The organism is Corynebacterium pyruviciproducens ATCC BAA-1742 (assembly GCF_000411375.1).
GTDB lineage: Bacteria > Actinomycetota > Actinomycetes > Mycobacteriales > Mycobacteriaceae > Corynebacterium > Corynebacterium pyruviciproducens.
The window spans coordinates 1,220,574-1,237,309 of sequence record NZ_KE150446.1 but is presented as its reverse complement, the minus strand read 5'-3'; the positions used below and the strand labels follow the sequence as shown (position 1 = coordinate 1,237,309).

Annotated in this window: 13 protein-coding genes; 7 read left to right on the top strand and 6 right to left on the bottom strand. The window is 64.4% G+C overall.

Going from position 1 to position 16,736, the window contains the following annotated elements:
- The first annotated feature begins 133 nt into the window (after window positions 1-133).
- Entirely contained in the window at window positions 134-679 is a 546-nt protein-coding gene (locus HMPREF1219_RS05310) for a DUF3558 family protein (RefSeq protein ID WP_245554397.1), read from the top strand.
- 109 nt (window positions 680-788) lie between these two features.
- The gene (locus HMPREF1219_RS05305; RefSeq protein ID WP_245554396.1) at window positions 789-2,249 is read left to right on the top strand and encodes a hypothetical protein; all 1,461 of its coding nucleotides are present in this window, start codon (window positions 789-791) and stop codon (window positions 2,247-2,249) included.
- On the opposite strand, the gene crtI is transcribed toward HMPREF1219_RS05305, so the two are convergent.
- Both crtI and HMPREF1219_RS05295 read right to left on the bottom strand, forming a co-directional pair.
- Window positions 2,200-3,750 (bottom strand): phytoene desaturase family protein, encoded by a 1,551-nt coding sequence (gene crtI / locus HMPREF1219_RS05300; protein ID WP_016457863.1) that lies wholly within the window; start codon window positions 3,748-3,750, stop codon window positions 2,200-2,202. The two genes, HMPREF1219_RS05305 and crtI, sit on opposite strands and share 50 nt — an antisense overlap.
- A gap of 24 nt (window positions 3,751-3,774) precedes the next feature.
- On the bottom strand, window positions 3,775-4,836 hold the full coding sequence (locus HMPREF1219_RS05295) for a polyprenyl synthetase family protein (protein WP_016457862.1): 1,062 nt from the start codon (window positions 4,834-4,836) through the stop codon (window positions 3,775-3,777).
- A 63-nt stretch (window positions 4,837-4,899) separates the two neighbouring features.
- Between HMPREF1219_RS05295 and idi the strand changes: the two genes are divergently transcribed.
- Complete coding sequence (idi, locus tag HMPREF1219_RS05290) at window positions 4,900-5,466, top strand: isopentenyl-diphosphate Delta-isomerase (RefSeq protein WP_016457861.1); 567 nt, start codon at window positions 4,900-4,902, stop codon at window positions 5,464-5,466.
- On the opposite strand, the gene HMPREF1219_RS05285 is transcribed toward idi, so the two are convergent.
- Entirely contained in the window at window positions 5,467-6,627 is a 1,161-nt protein-coding gene (locus HMPREF1219_RS05285) for a phosphotransferase (RefSeq protein WP_016457860.1), read from the bottom strand.
- Entirely contained in the window at window positions 6,624-8,360 is a 1,737-nt protein-coding gene (gene treS, locus HMPREF1219_RS05280) for a maltose alpha-D-glucosyltransferase (RefSeq protein ID WP_016457859.1), read from the bottom strand. Before treS ends, HMPREF1219_RS05285 begins: the two co-directional genes overlap by 4 nt.
- A 283-nt stretch (window positions 8,361-8,643) precedes the next feature.
- Between treS and HMPREF1219_RS05275 the strand changes: the two genes are divergently transcribed.
- Window positions 8,644-8,943, top strand: coding sequence for a hypothetical protein (locus HMPREF1219_RS05275; RefSeq protein WP_016457858.1), 300 nt, complete (start codon window positions 8,644-8,646; stop codon window positions 8,941-8,943).
- A 48-nt stretch (window positions 8,944-8,991) separates the two neighbouring features.
- On the opposite strand, the gene HMPREF1219_RS05270 is transcribed toward HMPREF1219_RS05275, so the two are convergent.
- Window positions 8,992-10,335: a carboxylesterase family protein gene (locus tag HMPREF1219_RS05270; protein WP_245554422.1), complete on the bottom strand. Its 1,344-nt coding sequence runs from the start codon at window positions 10,333-10,335 to the stop codon at window positions 8,992-8,994.
- Window positions 10,336-10,368: 33 nt separating this feature from the next.
- Here HMPREF1219_RS05270 and HMPREF1219_RS05265 point away from each other — a divergent pair, with 33 nt between their 5' ends.
- Together HMPREF1219_RS05265 and HMPREF1219_RS05260 are read left to right on the top strand one after the other, a co-directional pair.
- Window positions 10,369-12,399, top strand: a complete 2,031-nt coding sequence (locus HMPREF1219_RS05265) for a M3 family metallopeptidase (RefSeq protein ID WP_016457856.1) — start codon at window positions 10,369-10,371, stop codon at window positions 12,397-12,399.
- Entirely contained in the window at window positions 12,400-12,588 is a 189-nt protein-coding gene (locus tag HMPREF1219_RS05260) for a hypothetical protein (RefSeq protein WP_016457855.1), read from the top strand. It begins immediately after the preceding gene.
- Between the two features lie 94 nt (window positions 12,589-12,682).
- Here HMPREF1219_RS05260 and malQ read toward each other — a convergent pair whose 3' ends face one another.
- Complete coding sequence (malQ, locus tag HMPREF1219_RS05255) at window positions 12,683-14,785, bottom strand: 4-alpha-glucanotransferase (protein ID WP_016457853.1); 2,103 nt, start codon at window positions 14,783-14,785, stop codon at window positions 12,683-12,685.
- 102 nt (window positions 14,786-14,887) lie between these two features.
- On the opposite strand from malQ, the gene HMPREF1219_RS05250 reads away from it, so the two are divergent.
- Window positions 14,888-16,726, top strand: a complete 1,839-nt coding sequence (locus HMPREF1219_RS05250; protein WP_040427301.1) for an AMP-dependent synthetase/ligase — start codon at window positions 14,888-14,890, stop codon at window positions 16,724-16,726.
- Window positions 16,727-16,736: the final 10 nt, after the last annotated feature.

Below are 16,736 nucleotides of genomic sequence, written 5' to 3'. Positions count from 1 at the left end.
AAGCCACGTCGGGGCCCCGCGTCCAGCCGCGATTGCTGTGAAGCGACCGTTGAAAGTGAGCTCCGTGTGGGAAACAATGGGGCCCCGCACGGAGCTCACAAAAGCTTTCACCGGCATGAGAAAGGACAATGACGTGAGCGGACTGCGGATGCTTTTCCCCGTGCTCGCCCTCATCGGCACGTGCAGCCTGGCCGGCTGTTCCACCTCGGGGCTTGCCGCGGAGGACGAGCCCTACCTGTTCGATACCTCCGACCCGTCCTTTCACCTCGCCACGCCGTGCGAGGACATCACGGAGGAACGTCTCGAGGAACTCGGGCTCACGCATTTGGACGAAGGCGGAGAAATCTACCGGAAACAGGGGCTGGAATCGTGCGCGTTCTGGACAGAAGACGGCGCTGCGATTGTGGTCAACGCTGCCGCGTACAAAATAGCTCGAGTAGCGGAATCCCGGGTTCCTCTTCCCTATGAGCCTTCCAGCGAGAAACAGCCTGCGTTAGCATTCTCTCCCGAAGGTAACGAGGCATGCGTAATCGGGGCAGAAACGCAGCGGGGAACAGTGGAAGTGAATTATTCTTCATCCAATTCCTACGAAGTGGAACCCGTTGATGAGTGTCCACAAGCTGAAAAATATTTTGATCTATTAATCGGGGAGAAGCTAAGTGAGTATCGTTCGCATTGACATTGACCAGCTGTTCAGAGCATCACAGATGCTCCAGCACATACGAAAAGCGCCAGATACTGGGCACTGGCGGCAGATAGCGTCTAGTGATCTGAGGGCGTTTACGCACGTGTCAGGACTCGATCAGGTGGGAGCTGAGCACGCGGCTGCTCTAGATTCTGGTCCGGCATCCGCGAGTGCCGTGACCCGAGGGCTGCTGGATGTCATCGGCGGTTTAGCCCACGGAATGGAAGAGACCGCGAAGGGATTTTCCGCCCAGGAAGAACTGTTCGCGCGCGGGCTCGACGGCCTGGGCACTGTCGGCGGTGGGGGACGGGTGTCGCTGCCGGAGGCCGTGGTACCTGTTCCCGTTGTGGTGACACCGAAGACGGTGGTGACTCCGCACAGCGTCAGTGGGCTGCTGGGGAGCTACATCACCACCCACACCTCGGCCATCGGGGAGGCGGTGGATTCCTGGCAAGACGTGTCCTCCTCCATGCGGGAGGTGACCGACCAGCTCAGGGCCGTGGCAAACGACATCATGGCCGCCAATCACGGCGAGGTGATCGATGCCATCGTGGACAAGATCCGCAAGACGAGCGAGGCCACGGAATCCTTCGCCACCAACGCGCAGGCAATGTCGCACTGGGCCGGGCGAATCTCACTGACCCACAAGCTCGGGATCGCAGAGGTGGTGCTTATTAACACCACGATCATGGCCAACCCCGTGCCCGGCGCGCGTCAGTTGCACGAACAGCTGGCGCTCCTGGCGTACGCGAAGTACGGCTTGCCACCGCTGCTGTTACTTGCCGAGCCACGGGTGGGCTCCCTGCTCGATACGGCGGTTCCGCCCTCCGAAGGCGGCGCGCTGGAAGCGGAGTTGCACGACATCGCCACCACCGCGAGAAACGATCTAGAGCACCACATTGAGGCGATCCGCTCCGGAAAGCCCGACCAAGCGCTTGTGAGGGAACTGCAGCGTGTCGACGCGCAGGCAAGCGGGCCGGGGGCGATACAGCGCGGCGGGGCGTCACCCACGGGGACGCAAAGCGTGGATCCAGTTGCCTCACCAACAGGCACAGCGCCTATGAGTGGTGTCACAGGCGCAGCCGCGGGGGCTCGCCCGAGTGCAGGTTCCTATCAGCCTGGGCCCATGGTGGCGCCGGGGCCGGGGGCCGCCGGGAGAAGGTCCTCGCGAGGCCGTTCCGCCCTACGGTCCCGCGCCACCGCACCGTCGAGCGTTGTCGCCGGTGGGCGGAGGATTGCGCGAGGCAAACAAGCGATGCGAGCCGTAACCGGAGGATCCGCCGTGACGGGACGCGGCGGTGGTAGCGTGGCTCCCGGCGGTGCGAGACCCGCGCCCGGGGCACGCGGTGCCGCAGCCGGACGCGGGTTCCTGCCCATGGGAATGGCACCTGGCCGGCGCGACACGAAATCACGCACGGTGAAGACGGTGACCACCGAGCTGGAACTAGAGGCCAACGCCCGGGCGATCGTGGGGGAGGCACCCCCCATGGTGCCCGGGACCATCGGGGCGTGGGCTAGAGACTCGTCAGCGGGGCCGACGTTGAATCCCCGCGCAGGCGCTTGATCACGTTCTCCGCGGAGATGAGGCACAGCGGCACGCCCACGCCCGGCACCGTGGTGCCGCCAGCGCACAGCAGGCCCTTGACCTTGCTTGATTCATTCTTCCCGCGGAGGAAGGCGGACTGCCATAGAGTGTGCGCCAGGCCGATGGACGAGGCCTGCCACGAGTTGTACCGGGAGGCGAAATCCGCTGGGCCGATGGTGAACCGTTTCTCCACCTTCGACGCCAGCGCCGGGGCATCGGCGCGGGTGGCAACGAGCTCAATGATCTCGTCCACAATGGCCTCCACCGTAGGGGAGGGCGTGTCGTTGTAGGCGGATCCGCAGCCAATCGAGGGGTCCGCCCTTGTGGGGATGAGGATGAAAATGTTCGAGCAACCCTGCGGCGCCAAAGTCGGGTCGGTGGCGCTCGCCTTGCACACGTACACACTGCGGGAATGCTCCCTACCCGGAAGCTCCCCGGAGATGGCAGCAAAGTCCGGCGACCAATCGTCGGAAAGCGACAACGTGTGGTGGAGGAGCGAGGGGAGAGGGTCGGCGACGCCGAGGAGCGCGACGATCGAACTGATGCCCGGGTCCTTGCGGCGCCACGAGCGGACCGAGCGCAGGCGCGGGGGCAGGAGCGCCGTCTCCGTGTGGTGGAGGTCGGCGGTGGAGACAACGATGTCGGCGGGGATCGTCTCCTCACCCGCCTCGGTGAGCACCTGCACGCCCGTGACGCGGTCGGCGGCGGTGACGATGCGGGTGACCACCGTGCCCGTGCGCAGCGTCGCCCCGTTGTCCTCGGCCAACGCGGCCATTCGCCTGATGAGCTGGTAGTAGCCACCCTGCGGGTACTTCACCCCGGCGATGAGGTCCGTGTGGCTGAGCAGCTTGTACATGCTCGGCGCGCGGTCCGGGCGGGTGGCCACAAACACCGCCGGGTACTCCAGGAGCATCCTAAGGACTGGGTGGGCAACATTTATTTCCACATCGTCTTTGAGCGAGCGGGTGAGCAGGCGAATAAGCAGTGGGATGCGGGTGGTGATCTCCTTATCCAAAAACGGCTTCACCGAGGTGAACGTGGTGTAGAGGAACGTGGACAGCGCCACCCGGTAGGTAAGTGATGCCTCGTCGAGGTAGGCGCGCAGCTTGTCGCCCGCGCCGGGCTCCAGCGAATCCGCGAGTGCCGCCACGTGATCCATGCCCGTGCGCACGTCGACGGGCGGGTAGGAATCGGTGACCACGCGGTAGGCCGGATCGAGGTCAATGAGGTCCAGCTCCCGGGCGGTCGAGGTCCCCATGAGCTCGAAGAAGTGGTCGTACGCCTCGGGCATGAGCCACCAGGACGGGCCCGTATCCCACCGGTAACCGTCGCCGGTCAGCGTCCCCACCCGGCCACCCAGCTCCGGGAGCTTTTCTACCAGAGTGACGTGGTACCCGGCGCGGGCGGCCAACCCGGCGGTGGCAAGGCCTGTTACTCCACCACCGATAACGACAACGGCTGAAGCGGAGGAATACGACATGGTGGGTGGGGATCCTTTCGGGTGTTAGTTGGCGGAGGTGGTCATGATCTCCTCAAAGCGGAAGAACAGGTAGTCAAAGGTGGCCTCCGCGGCAGCGGAGAAAATGTGGGAGCCGTGCACCTTGTCGGTGGCGGCCCGGAGCTGGGCGTGGCCAATCTCGCGGGCCTCCTCGAGGATCCCGGAATCCTCCAGGAGCGCCCGGGCCGTATCCATCTCCATGGAGCTCAGCGCCAGGTGGATCGCGGGCCAGGTGGGGTAGCTTTCGGCCAGCACCATAAGCGGGGTGGTGCGGTGGTTGCGGATGTCGCCCACGACGGCGTTGCTGGTGAGCGCCCGCAGGTCATCGGCCATGCGGAACGCCGCCCCCACGTGGCGGGCGATCACCCGCAGGGTGTCAATATCGTGTGCCGGGCGCCCGGCGAGGAGGCCGCCGCACACGAGGGGGGCTTCGAAGCTGTAGGGCGAGGTTTTCAGAACCGCCGCGTTGTCCACCTGGCGCGGGGTAGGCGTGTGGCCGGGGATGGAGTGCTCCACGTCCATGAACTCGCCGATCACCGCATCGTCGACGGCGCCGGCGAGGATGCTGGTGATGGTGCGGGCGGTGTCCGGGTCGATGGGGGCCTGGGCGATGAGGGCGGTGGCATCGTTGACGGCGTTCATGCCGATGAGGATGGCGATGGAGTTGCCGTAATGGATGGCGGCGTGGGTGCCGATCGTGGGCGAGGCGATGCCCGCCGCGGTGGCGTGGATGGTTTTCAGCCCGCGCCGGGAGTGATCCGCGTCGATGACGTCGTCGATGATGCACAGCCCCGTGTGCACGAGGTCGAACGCGGCACCGACGATGGCGTCGCCGACGGCAGCGTCGGCGGCTGTGTCCTCCGGCCGGTCTGCCCCCAGGTGCACGAGGAGGGAGCGCAGGTGGGTGCCCGTGTTGGCGATCTCCGCGGTGCGCCCGCCGTAGTCCGAGTTATCCGAGTTGTACTCGTCGAGGCGGACGGAGAAGGACGAGGCTTCGCGGGCGACGATGCGCGCGGACTCGTCGGTGCGGGCGCGGAAAAGCGGGTGTGCGTCAAGCGGGGCAGGCATGGTTTCATTGTTCCACAGCACCGCAACGAATCGTGGGATGACCGGCCAAGTAGTGTAGATACCATGACGACTGACCAGACAGCTTCCGAGCAGGTTGTGCTTCTCGACGAAACCAAGGCCCCCAGTGGCGTCGCCGATAAGGCCACGGTGCACACGAACTACACCCCCCTGCACCTCGCTTTCAGCTGCTACGTCATCGATTCTGACGGCCGCGTGCTGGTCACCCGGCGGGCGCTGACCAAGCTCACCTTCCCCGGCGTGTGGACGAACTCCATGTGCGGCCACCCGGGCCCGGGGGAGACCCCCGAGGAGGCGCTCGTGCGCCGCGGCACCGAGGAGCTGGGCATGAGCGCCACAGATTTCGTGAGCGTCGAGTGCATCCTCCCCGATTTCGAGTACCGTGCGGCGGATTCCGCCGGTGTGGTCGAGTGGGAGGTTTGCCCCGTGTTCGTCGCCCGGGTCGCGCCCGGCGCGCGCATCGAGTTCGCCCCCGACGAGGTGGATGCCTTTGAGTGGGTGTCCGCCCGCGCGCTCATCGAGGGCGTGCAGGCAACACCGTTCGCGTTCAGCCCGTGGATCGGCGAGCAGCTGTCCCACGCGCCGCTGCGCGAGGCGCTGCTTGGCTTTTAGCTACACAAGGCTCGCCAGCGCGTCGAGGGGAACGTGCACCATGTGCGGGCGGTTTTCCAGCTCGTAGACGACCTCGTAGGCGCACTTATCGGCGATGTAGGCGCGGAGAATTGCCTCGTCCGCCTCGCCGTAGCCGGCGATGAGCTCGGCGGTGCGGGCGTCGGCCCAGCTTTGGTCCTGTCCGCTGGCAGCCGCGGCGTAGCCAAAGGAGCGGATCATGCCGGCCACGTCGCGCAGCGGGGAGTCCGGCCGGCGCCGTTCTTCCAGGCTGGCCGCGGGTTCGCCCTCGAAATCGATGAGCGCCCACGAATCGCCGTCCACGAGGGTTTGCCCCAGGTGGAGGTCGCCGTGGATGCGTTGGGTGGGCACGCTCGTCTCCGCGAGCGTGGAGTAGAGGGCGCGGATCTTCTCCTCGTACTCCTTGAGCTGTGGTGCGCGCCCGACAAGCCCGGTGAGCCTGCGGTCGAGGTTTGTGGCCAGCGCGCCGGGGGCGAGCGTGCCGGTCTCACAGGTGGAGGCGAGGACGGTGTGGACGTCGCGGATCGCCTCGCCGAGGGCGGTCGCGTCGAACGCGTCGGGGGTGCCGGTGACGTAGTCGTAGCCGTCGGTTCCGGGCACGAGGTCCTGCAGCATGGCGGTGACGTACGTGTGCCCCTCGATGTCGACGGAGGTCCAGCCGCGCAGTGGCGCCGAGTGGGTGCAGCCGGCGGCGGTGAGCTCTTCTAAGAGCTCAATTTCCGGGTTGGGGGTGGGGGTGAGGCGACGGAAGTACTTGACTATGACGCGGTCGTTGTAAATCCACGAGGTGTTCGATTGCTCGCCCACGGCCCGCACGGTCTCCACCGGCGGCAGCGCCGGGTCGGTGAGCTTGTGCAGCACTCCGCTGCCCACGGCGTACCCGTTGGACAGCTGCTTTCCCGCCGCCCTCGCTGTTTCCTCCTCGCCGAGGATGTCTCTTCCTTGCTTGTCGACGACCAGTTGGTACAGGTCGCTTCCTCCCTCGCGGTGGACGCGCGCGAACGTGAGGATGCCGGGTGCGTCCTTGCCCTTGATGAGCTCGGGCCGCTCGAGTGGTGCCTCGGCGACGATGTCGACGTCGGTGATCGGCTCGGTCTTGGTGGCGTAGAAGCGGGCGTTTTTCAGTGAGTCAGTGTCAATCATGAGATATCAAACCAGAAAAATCCGTAGGGGGGCAGGGTCAGTGTCCAGGAATCCGTCAGCGGCGGGAAGTCCTCGCCGCCGGTGAGCTCCCTCCCCGTGCCGCCGGCAAACTCGGACAGATCAAGGACTGCGGGCTGCGGGCGGGCGGAGAGGTTGTTCACGCAGAGGATGGTCTCGTCCTCGTAGGTGAGGACAAAACTGAACACTGTTATATTATCGCACGTGAGTTCCCGGAACTCGCCCTTGCCAAAAGCGTCGTACTGCTTGCGGATGTGAATGAGGGAGCGGGTCCAGTTGAGGAGGGACGTGTCGCGCTTGCGCTGCGTCTCCACGTTGACGGAGCTGTACCCGTACTCGGCGTTGATGATCGCCGGGGCGTAGAGCTGCTCCGGTTCGGCGGAGGAGAACCCGCCGTTGCGGTCGGGCGACCACTGCATGGGGGTGCGCACGCCGTCGCGGTCGCCGAGCCAAATGTTGTCCCCCATGCCGATCTCATCGCCGTAATACAGCACGGGGGAGCCGGGCAGGGAGAGAAGCAGCGCGGTAAACAGTTCCTGCTGGTTGCGGTCGCCCTCCAAGAGTGGGGCGAGGCGGCGCCGGATCCCCACGTTCGATTTCATCCGCGGGTCGTAGGCGTACTGCTGGTACATGTAGGCCCGCTCATCCTCGGAGACCATCTCCAAGGTGAGCTCGTCGTGGTTGCGCAGGAAGATCCCCCACTGGGCGGAATCGGGGATGACCGGCGTGGAGCGCAGGATGGAGGAGATGGGGTCGCGCGACTGCATCCTTGAGGCCATGAAGATGCGGGGCATGACGGGGAAGTGGAAGCACATGTGGCACTCGTCGCCCTTGTCCGGCTCGCCAAAGTACTCCACCACGTCCACGGGCCACTGGTTGGCCTCCGCCAGGAGAATCCGGCCGGGGTACTCCTTGTCTATCATGGCCCGGCACCGCTTGAGAAACGCGTGCGTTTCCGGCAGGTTTTCGCAGTTGGTGCCCTCGCGCTCGAAGAGGTACGGCACGGCGTCGAGGCGGAAGCCGTCGAGCCCCAGGTCGAGCCAGAACCGCATGGCGTCGAGGATGGCCTCCTGTACCTCGGAGTTATCAAAGTTGAGATCGGGCTGGTGGTGGAAGAACCGGTGCCAGTAGTACTGGCCGCGCTGTTCGTTGTACGTCCAGTTGGAGGTCTCCGTATCCACAAAGATGATGCGGGCATCGGAGTACTTCTCGTCCGTGTCGCTCCACACGTAGAAATCCCCGTACGGCCCCTCGGGGTCCTCCACCGATTGCTTAAACCACGGGTGCTCGTCGCTTGTGTGGTTGACCACCATGTCGGTGATGACGCGCAGTCCCAGCTGGTGGGCCTTATCAACCAGCGCGACGAAATCGTCGACGGAGCCGAACTCCGGCAGGATCTTGCGGAAGTCGCGGATATCGTAGCCGCCGTCGCGAAGCGGGGAATCGTAGAACGGTGGCAGCCAGATGCAGTCGACGCCGAGCCACTTAATATAGGGAAGCTTCTCTGTGAGCCCCCTGAGATCGCCTGTGCCGTCGCCGTTGGAATCGTAGAACGCGCGCACGAGCACCTCGTAGAAGACGGCGCTCTTGTACCACTGGGGATCCGACTTCTCCCACGGCTGATCGCCGGGGGCCGGCGCCGCCTGAGGGTAGTTGAGTGCGCTGTTTTCCTTTAGAAGTCCGTCCGGGGTGAGGGCGTAGTCGTTTTCGGCCATACTCCCCACACTAAAACATTTCCGGTGGTGCCGTCGCCGGTCAGCGCAAAGCTAAGGGGCAACCCCAAGAAAATTTAGGTTTCCTCAGCCAGATACGCATTGTAACTTAGGGCTTTTAGGGAAAACTGGGGCAAAAGCGCCGCAAAAGCCCTGTTCAGGGGTAGCAGATAGGGCACTATAAAAAAAGCTTGCGTCTGTGTTTAGTCACGTCTAAGCTAGGACTTAAGAAAGTTACAGAGTAACAGTGTCGCAAGGACCAGGACACAGACTTTAAGGAGTAATCATGAAACGAGCAGCTGTAGCAATCGCAACGTCTTCGGCAGTCGCGTTCGCCTCTCTCGTCACCCCCGCCATGGCGGACGAGATCACTCCTGCAGTGCTCGGTGGCGACACCGTGACCACCGCCGATCCCGCGGATACCGGCACCCGTGCCATTGCTGATGAGACTGGTGCTGTGAACTTCGCTAACAAGTCCGGGCTCTCCCAGGAGCTTGAGGGTGTCATCGCCACTATCGCCGCCATCATGGGTCTGGTCGCCATCGCCGGCGTAGCCACCGGCCCGATCGCCGGCTTCCACTTCTAAGCTTTTAGCCTTTCACCCGCAGCGTTAGCTGCGGGTTTTTTGTTTGCCTCAGCCTGCAAACGCCGTCCTGATATGCGCGAACGGATCGGTGACAACCTCCGTCGCGCCGGTGAAGAGCCCCACGCTTAAGACTTTCTTATCCTCCCCGTACGCAGGCCAGCTGACCTTACCCGCCCGCGCAAACGAGATCACCTCTGGGTGAATGGCCTCCACCGTGGCAGAGACGTCGGCGCCGACGCGCTGGGCCTCCTCCTGCGGATTATCGCCAAACGAGTCGAAGAAAATAGGCAGGTCCGCGCAGTGCTTGGCCGCCCGGGCCGAGCCGCCCGTGCCGTGGCCGTGGAAGGAAAGGAGCCACGTGGTCGCCGGGGCATGCTCCGCCGTGGCCAGGGCGTGCTGGCGGATGGCGAAATCGCCCATGAGCTGCTGCATGCGCCTGTTTTTCGGCTCGTAGGAGAGGTAGTACTCGGGGTGGGTAAGCCCCAGCTTAGGTGAGATGGTCTCGATCGCTTTCCTGGTAAACGGTAGCCGGTCGAACGACGGCGCGGGTGGCATGTCGTAGCTTTCGTTTTCCAAGGTATCGATGACGATGGGCAGATCGACGAGCTCGCGCGGGCTGAAGGGGGCGGGGCCAAACGTGAGGTCGAGCCGACTGGAGCGGTGGAGCTTCCGTGTCAGACGGGCGATGTCGGCGTGGCTCAGTCCGTCGAAGTGGTTGGCCGTGAGCGATCCGCCGACGGCGTGGCGGATCTTCTCGTCGAGAAGCGAAATGGGGTGCCGGGGGAAAGCGGGGGACAGTGCCCACATGCGTCGGAAAGCCCCACGGTAGTGGTCGCGGCGGGCGAGCCACAGGGCGATGGCACCGCCGGCGGACTGACCGGCGAGGGTGACGTTGGTGGGGTCACCCCCGAAGCTCTCGATGGCGTCCTGCACCCACTCGAGGGCGGTGGAAACGTCGTCGATGCCGCGGTAGTGGTTTGGTTGGTCCGATTCGAAGGGGACGAACCCCTCGACGCCGAGGCGATAGTCCACCGAGACCGTGATCACCCCGTCGCGGGCGGCCGAGCTGGCGCCGTACCACGGGCCGATGTGCGTGCCCTCCTCGAAGCCGCCCCCGTGGACGAAGACGATGACGGGGAGGTGAACCGTCGTGGGCGTCGGGGCGTCGAAAGCGTCGCGAGCCGTCGTGGGCGTTGGGGCCGTGACGGAGAGGAAGAGCTCGACCGGCGGGGACTCGGGGTCAGGCTGGGGGACAGGGCCCTCGGTGGGGACGATGGTGGACGGCGAAAACGGGGTGGGGCTTGCGCCAAACCGCACCGACTCAAAAAACGCCACCTGCCCGTCGCTTTCACCAAACGCCGGGCCATGCGGGGTGGTGACCTCAATCTCCATAGTTGCCACGTGTCCTCCTTCGACTCGTCTACCATGAATCTTATGACGAATCCGCTTCTTAGCCCATCACCGCTGGAATACCACCTGCTGCCGTTTGCTACGATCACCGACGAGCACGTCATGCCTGCCTTTGAGGAGGGCCTCGCCGCTCATGATAAGGAGATCGAGGCGATCCTCGCCGAGGACACCCCCACGTGGGAAAACACAGTCGAGGCGTTCGAGCGATCCGGGGCGATCCTCGACAGGGCGTGCAATTACATCTACAACATCGTCGGCACGGATTCCACCGACAAGCGCGAGGCCATCGTCGCGGAAATCGGGCCCGCACTGTCAGCGCACGAGAACGCGATCTACCAAAACCAGGCCCTCTACGAGCGCATCCAGGCCGTCACCCCGCCGGAGGACGAGGGCGAACGGCTGAAAACGGAACTGCTGCGCCGGTTCACCCGCGCCGGCATCGAGCTTGACCAGGCCGGCAAAGCGCGCCTCGCCGAGATCGACTGGGAGCTCGCTCAGCTCGACGACCGCTTTTCTAAGACATTGAACGCCACCACCCGCGATCTCGCCGTCGAGTTCACCCGGGAGGAGCTCGAGGGGCTTTCCGACACCCAGGTGGACTCCTACCGCACCGAGGAGGGCACGTACCGTATTCCCCTCGAACTGCCCACCGTCCAGTCCCTCCAACGCGAGCTCGCCCGGCACTCCTCCCGCGAAAAGCTGTACGCGGCCTCCCAACAACGTGGCGGTGAAGACAACCTGGTAACGGCCCTCACGATGGTGAAGCTGCGTGCCGAGCGGGCCCACATGCTGGGGTATAAAACCCACGCCGACTACGTCATCGAGGTGGAAACCGCCGATGACGCAGCCGCCGCCCGCAAGCTGCTCGCCGACCTTGCCCCCAGCGCGTCGGCCAACGCCGCCGGCGAATACAAACTCCTCGTCGATACCGCCGACGAGCCCGTCACCGGCGCCGACTGGCCCTACTGGGAATCGAAGGTAAAGATGCGCGACTATGCCCTCGACGAGGCGGAGCTCAAGCAGTACTTCCCCCTCGACCGGGTGCTTCGCGACGGCGTCTTCTACGCCGCCAACAGGCTCTACGGCATCACCGTCACCCACCGCGATGACCTCCACGGCAACAACCCGGACACCGACGTGTGGGAGGTGAAAGAGGAAGATGGCACCGGCATCGGGCTCATCATCACCGATTACTTCGCCCGCCCCGAAAAACGCGGCGGCGCGTGGATGAGCAGCTTCAACGATCAGGCGCGCCTGACCGGCGAGAAGCCCGTGGTGGTCAACGTGCTGAGCATCACCAAGCCTTCCGACGGCTCCATGCCCTTGCTCACGCTCGACGAGGTCACCACCTTGTTCCACGAGTTCGGCCACGCCCTCCACGGGCTGCTCTCGGATGTCAAGTACCCGAGCTTCTCCGGCACCAACGTGCCGCGCGATTGGGTGGAGTTCCCCTCCCAGATCAACGAGAACTGGGCCCTCGACCCGGCCGTCCTGCCCCACTACGCCCGGCACGTTGAAACCGGCGAGGTCATCCCCGACAGGCTTGTCCGGGCCATCGCCGACGCTCGCCTATTCGGTCAGGGTTTTGCCACCGCCGAGTACCTCGGCGCCGCCATCATCGACCTGGCCTGGCACTCGCTCACCCCCGCCGAGGTGGAGTCGTTGTCCGCCACGCCACAGGCCGTCGAGGAGTTTGAGCACGCGGCCCTCGGGAGCTACGGGCTGTCGGTGGACAACCTCGCGCCCCGCTACCGCACCGGCTACTTCCAGCACATTTTCGCCGGCGGCTACTCCGCGGGCTACTACTCTTACCTGTGGGCCGAGGCCCTCGACGCCGACGGCTTCAGTTGGTTCACTGACACCGGTGCTGCGGGCCTTTTCGACGCATCGCCCGAGACGGTGCGCCAGGCCGGGCAGAAATTCCGCGACCTCATCCTGTCCCGCGGCGCCTCCAAGGATTACACCGCCCAGTTCCGCGCGCTGCGGGGCCGCGATAAGGATGTCACCCCGCTGCTCAAGCGCCGGGGACTCATGGGTGCCGTGTAGATGGTAGATTGGCTGACCCAAACGCTCACCACCTCCAGCATGTGGATTCAGGTTCCTATCGTGCTGGGGGTGGCGGTGCCGCTGTGTGCCGTCCTTGCAGAGTACATGCAGCGCATCCTCAACTATGTGGGCGTGAAAACGTTCCGGTGGTTTAATGGTGACGGGCTAAGGAGGAAGAAGCATGACTAAAGAGGAACACTTCAAAAAGGACAAGGGCAACCGTGGCCCCACGGTGATCACGTGGGCGCTCGTGGGGCTCCTCGCCTTTGTGGTGATCGCCTGGCTAGTGACCTCGCTCTAGCACCAGCGCTTTGTAGTAGCGCTGGTCACGCAGCGTCTCCAAGGTGACGGCCTCGCCCTTGTCGTTGGTCAGGGGCACGCACCAGTTGGGGTACTGGCTGCGCACGGTGCCCGGCTGGTTTTGGGCCCGCCGGTCACCGGTGAGGTCGACGAGCGCCGTGCACGTGAGCAGCGACGGGGTGCCGCGCACGAAACTCGCGAGCTGGCGGACGATCTCGAGGGTGTCATCGCCGGAGGGGCGGTGGCTCAAATCGAGGGAGGCGTAAAACTCGGGGTCGAGCGCAACGTTGTAAATCTGCTTCTGCCACTCGAAATCGGAGGCATCTTCCTCCTCGAAGCTGTTCTTCAACAGTCCCAGGCGGTCGCGCAGCCGGATGTGCTCACCCTCGATCATGCCCGCCGTCGGCGGCAGATCGTGGGTGGTGCCGCTCGTGAGCGCGAGCATCCGGTACTCGTCTTGGCGCCGGGGTCCTTCATGGTATGGGGAGCTTTCAAACCACAAAATCGAGGTTCCCATGAGGCCGCGCTCGGCGAGGTAATCCTGCACCCACGGCTCGAAGGTGCCCATGTCCTCGCCGATGACGACGGCACCGGCGCGGGTGGCCTCGAGTGCGAGGATCCCCACGAGGGCGTTGTAATCGTAGTTCATGTACGTGCCCGTGGCGGGCGAACTTCCGCGCGGGATCCAGAACAGCCGGAACAGGCCGAGGATGTGGTCGATGCGCAGCGCGCCGGAGTGGCGCAGCACGGTGCGGACCATGTCCCTAAACGGGGCGTAGCCGGAATCCGCAAGGGCAAACGGGTTCCACGGCGGCTGGGACCAGTCCTGCCCGAACACGTTGTAGGGGTCCGGCGGCGCGCCGACGGATACCTCGGGGGTGAGGATGTCACGCAGCGTCTCCGCGTCCGCGCCATCGGGGTGGACACCCACGGCGAGATCGTTCATGATGCCGATTTCCATGCCGGCATCTTTCACCGCCTGCTGGGCGGCGGCAAGTTGCTCGTCGCAGACGAACTGGAGCCACCGGTAGAATTCGGCATCTTCCGATAATTCACCAGGGTCGGTATGGTTGCCGGTCTCCGTGGAATCCGTGTCGCCGGTGCGCTCGCCGCACCAGCGGGCGAACTCGTCGAGCCCGTCGCCCTCCTCCTCGCAGTAACCCACGTACATATCATGACGGGGTCCCTCCTGCTCACGGTGGAAGAAAAGCTCACGCAGTGCCTGCAGTTTAATGGCGAAGATGGGGTCGCGGTCGATCGCGGCGGGGGAGGTGTTGAGTTCTCGCAGTGGCGCGGCAAGGGCGTCGATTTCGGCGCGGGTCGCGTCGTCGACAAGCGAATACTCAGGGACATCCTCGACACAGATGTACAGCGGATTGACAAACCTGCGGGAGGTAGGAAGATACGGGGAGTCCTCCACCGGGGGCACCGGCTGGGCGGCGTGCAGAGGGTTGATGAGGAGGAAATCGATCCCCGCATCCTCGGCGAGCATCGTTCCCAGGGCGGCGAGATCACGGAAATCGCCGATCCCCCACGAGCGCTCCGAACGCACCGAATACAACTGGGCCATGACACCGTGACGTTGCTTCGTCGGCTGCGGAACCTCGGTCGGAACCACGACGAGAGTCGTCTCAGCCTCGACACTTTCAGAATCCAGACGGACCGTGTGCCACCCTAGAGGTAGGTCGCGGGGCGTGGAAAACGTCGCCTCGCCCCACACCACGCCGCCGATCGTGCGCGGATCCGTCCAATTCTCTTCCTGCACGGCCTCCACCGTTTCGCCTTGCTCCGTCGCGATGGTGACGTGGGCGAATGCTCCGTGGTGGACGTGAACAGTAAAGAAGTGCGAATCCCCCTGGCGGGCCACAATGCAACGGGGCAGTGGGCGGGAGAACTCCTCTTCCTGATATGCGATGCGCTGCCTTGACAACTCCTCGACAGTATCCCCAGCTGCTACACCGACGGCGTGAAGCAAGGCCCGGAGCGTCTCAGGTGACGCCTGGACCACCTCACCGGAAGCGTCCGTGTACTGCGTCGAGATTGAGTACGCCTGGGCCAACGTGGAAAGTTCGTCGATGTAACTCACCCCTCCAATTTTGCCAGACTAGGGCCGCAACTTGGGATTTGGGGGGCGCGTCGGGTCACACAAAATGGTATGAACTTTGGGCTGCGTACTAACCTGGTGGTCATGCAGGAATACAGTACCCCCGCGAAATACGACATCGGGCCCAACGATACCGTGCTCACGGCCCTTCTCGGGCTCGTGAAAGCCCGCCCCTACGGCGTCAGCTTCACCAAGCCGCAGAACTTCGAATGGGTCAACGTCACCACGCGCGACTTCGTCGATGAGGTCTTCGAGGTAGCCAAGGGACTGATAGCCAACGGCGTGCAGCAGGGCGACAGGATCGCCCTCCTTTCCGAGACACGCTACGAATGGTCACTGCTCGACTTTGCCATCTGGGCAGCCGGTGCGGCATCCGTCCCCATCTACGGATCCTCCTCCCTCTCCCAAATCCGGTGGGCCATCGAGGACTCCGGGGCCGTCCTTGCCGTCACCGAAACCCGCGACCACACCGAGCTCATGAAACACCTCGTGCTCGGTGACGACGGCACCCCCGCCCTATCCGGCTCGCCGTCCAAGCTGCGCCGCATTTTTGAAATCACGAGCTCCGGCGTGGACACCCTAAAATTTGAGGGACGCGACGTCTCCGACGAGAAGGTGTGGGAGAGAATCCACGCGACCAAATCCGCTGACCTTGCCTCCATCGTTTACACATCAGGAACAACCGGCCGCCCCAAGGGCTGCATGCTCACCCACCACAACTGGCTCGCCCAGGTGCAGGGCTTGCTCACCCACCCGATCGGTCAGATCGCCCGGCCCGGCAACTCCATGGTCACGTTCCTGCCGCTCGCCCACGTGCTGGCGCGCGCCGTGTCGCTTGCCTTCGTCATCTCCGGGGCGACCCAGTCGCACTGGTCCAACTTCAAAACCATCTCTGTCGAGCTGCAGCGCAACCGCCCCAACCTCATCCTCGGCGTGCCACGCGTATTTGAGAAAGTACGCAACGCGGCCGCCAACAACGCCATGGATCGGGGGCCCATCCTGGCCGCGTCCTTTGCCAAAGCGGAGCAGGTGGCGATCGACTACTCCAAGGCCCTCGACGAGCCCGCCGGCCCGTCGCGCAGCCTGGAGATCCAGCATGCGCTGTTTGACAAGCTGGTGTACAAGAAGATCCGGGCCGCCATCGGTGGCGCGTGCAACTACGCCATATCAGGAGGCTCCGCGATGAGCCATGACCTGCTGCACTTCTTCCGCGGCGTGGGTGTGCCGGTGTACGAGGGCTACGGGCTGACGGAGGTAGCCGCCGCCGCGGCGGTCAACTTTGGCAAGGACAACGTCATCGGCACCGTCGGCCAGCCGGTCGGTGGCATGGCCGTGAAAATCAACGACGACGGCGAGATCTGCCTGCGTGGCGAGCAGCTGTTTGTAGGCTACTGGAACAACGAGATCGCCACCGCCGATGCCTTTGACAAGGAGGGCTACTTCAACACGGGTGACCTCGGCGAGCTGCTCGATACGGGCCACATTGTCATCACCGGCCGCAAGAAGGACCTCATTGTCACCGCCGGCGGCAAGAACGTGTCGCCCGGCCCGCTGGAGGACAAGTTGCGCGCGCACCCGCTCATCTCGCAGGCGCTTGTTGTCGGCGACGGCAAGCCGTTCGTCGCCGTGCTCATTGCCCTCGACGAGGATGCCATGCTGCGCTGGAAGCTGGCGCACAACTATTCCGAAAACAAACCCATCAAGGATTTGGTCACCGAGCCGATGCTGCGCGCCGAAATCCAGGATGCCGTCAACGCCGCCAACTCGAGTGTCTCGCACGCCGAGGCCATCAAGAAGTTCTACATCCTCGACCGCGATCTCACGGAGGAAGAAAACGAGCTCACCCCCACCATGAAGGTGAAGCGCAACGTGGTGGTCCACCGGTTCGCAGACGAAATCGACTGGATTTACAGAAAGAAATAAGGCGCACGGC

Bases quoted from the DNA above. Each gene is read 5' to 3' on its own strand.
- HMPREF1219_RS05260 (WP_016457855.1), top strand. From the start codon at position 12,400: ATGGTAGATTGGCTGACCCAAACGCTCACCACCTCCAGCATGTGGATT.
- HMPREF1219_RS05270 (WP_245554422.1), bottom strand. From the start codon at position 10,335: ATGGAGATTGAGGTCACCACCCCGCATGGCCCGGCGTTTGGTGAAAGC.
- HMPREF1219_RS05285 (WP_016457860.1), bottom strand. From the start codon at position 6,627: ATGATTGACACTGACTCACTGAAAAACGCCCGCTTCTACGCCACCAAG.
- HMPREF1219_RS05250 (WP_040427301.1), top strand. From the start codon at position 14,888: ATGCAGGAATACAGTACCCCCGCGAAATACGACATCGGGCCCAACGAT.
- crtI (WP_016457863.1), bottom strand. From the start codon at position 3,750: ATGTCGTATTCCTCCGCTTCAGCCGTTGTCGTTATCGGTGGTGGAGTA.
- HMPREF1219_RS05295 (WP_016457862.1), bottom strand. From the start codon at position 4,836: ATGCCTGCCCCGCTTGACGCACACCCGCTTTTCCGCGCCCGCACCGAC.
- HMPREF1219_RS05275 (WP_016457858.1), top strand. From the start codon at position 8,644: ATGAAACGAGCAGCTGTAGCAATCGCAACGTCTTCGGCAGTCGCGTTC.
- treS (WP_016457859.1), bottom strand. From the start codon at position 8,360: ATGGCCGAAAACGACTACGCCCTCACCCCGGACGGACTTCTAAAGGAA.
- HMPREF1219_RS05265 (WP_016457856.1), top strand. From the start codon at position 10,369: ATGAATCTTATGACGAATCCGCTTCTTAGCCCATCACCGCTGGAATAC.
- idi (WP_016457861.1), top strand. From the start codon at position 4,900: ATGACGACTGACCAGACAGCTTCCGAGCAGGTTGTGCTTCTCGACGAA.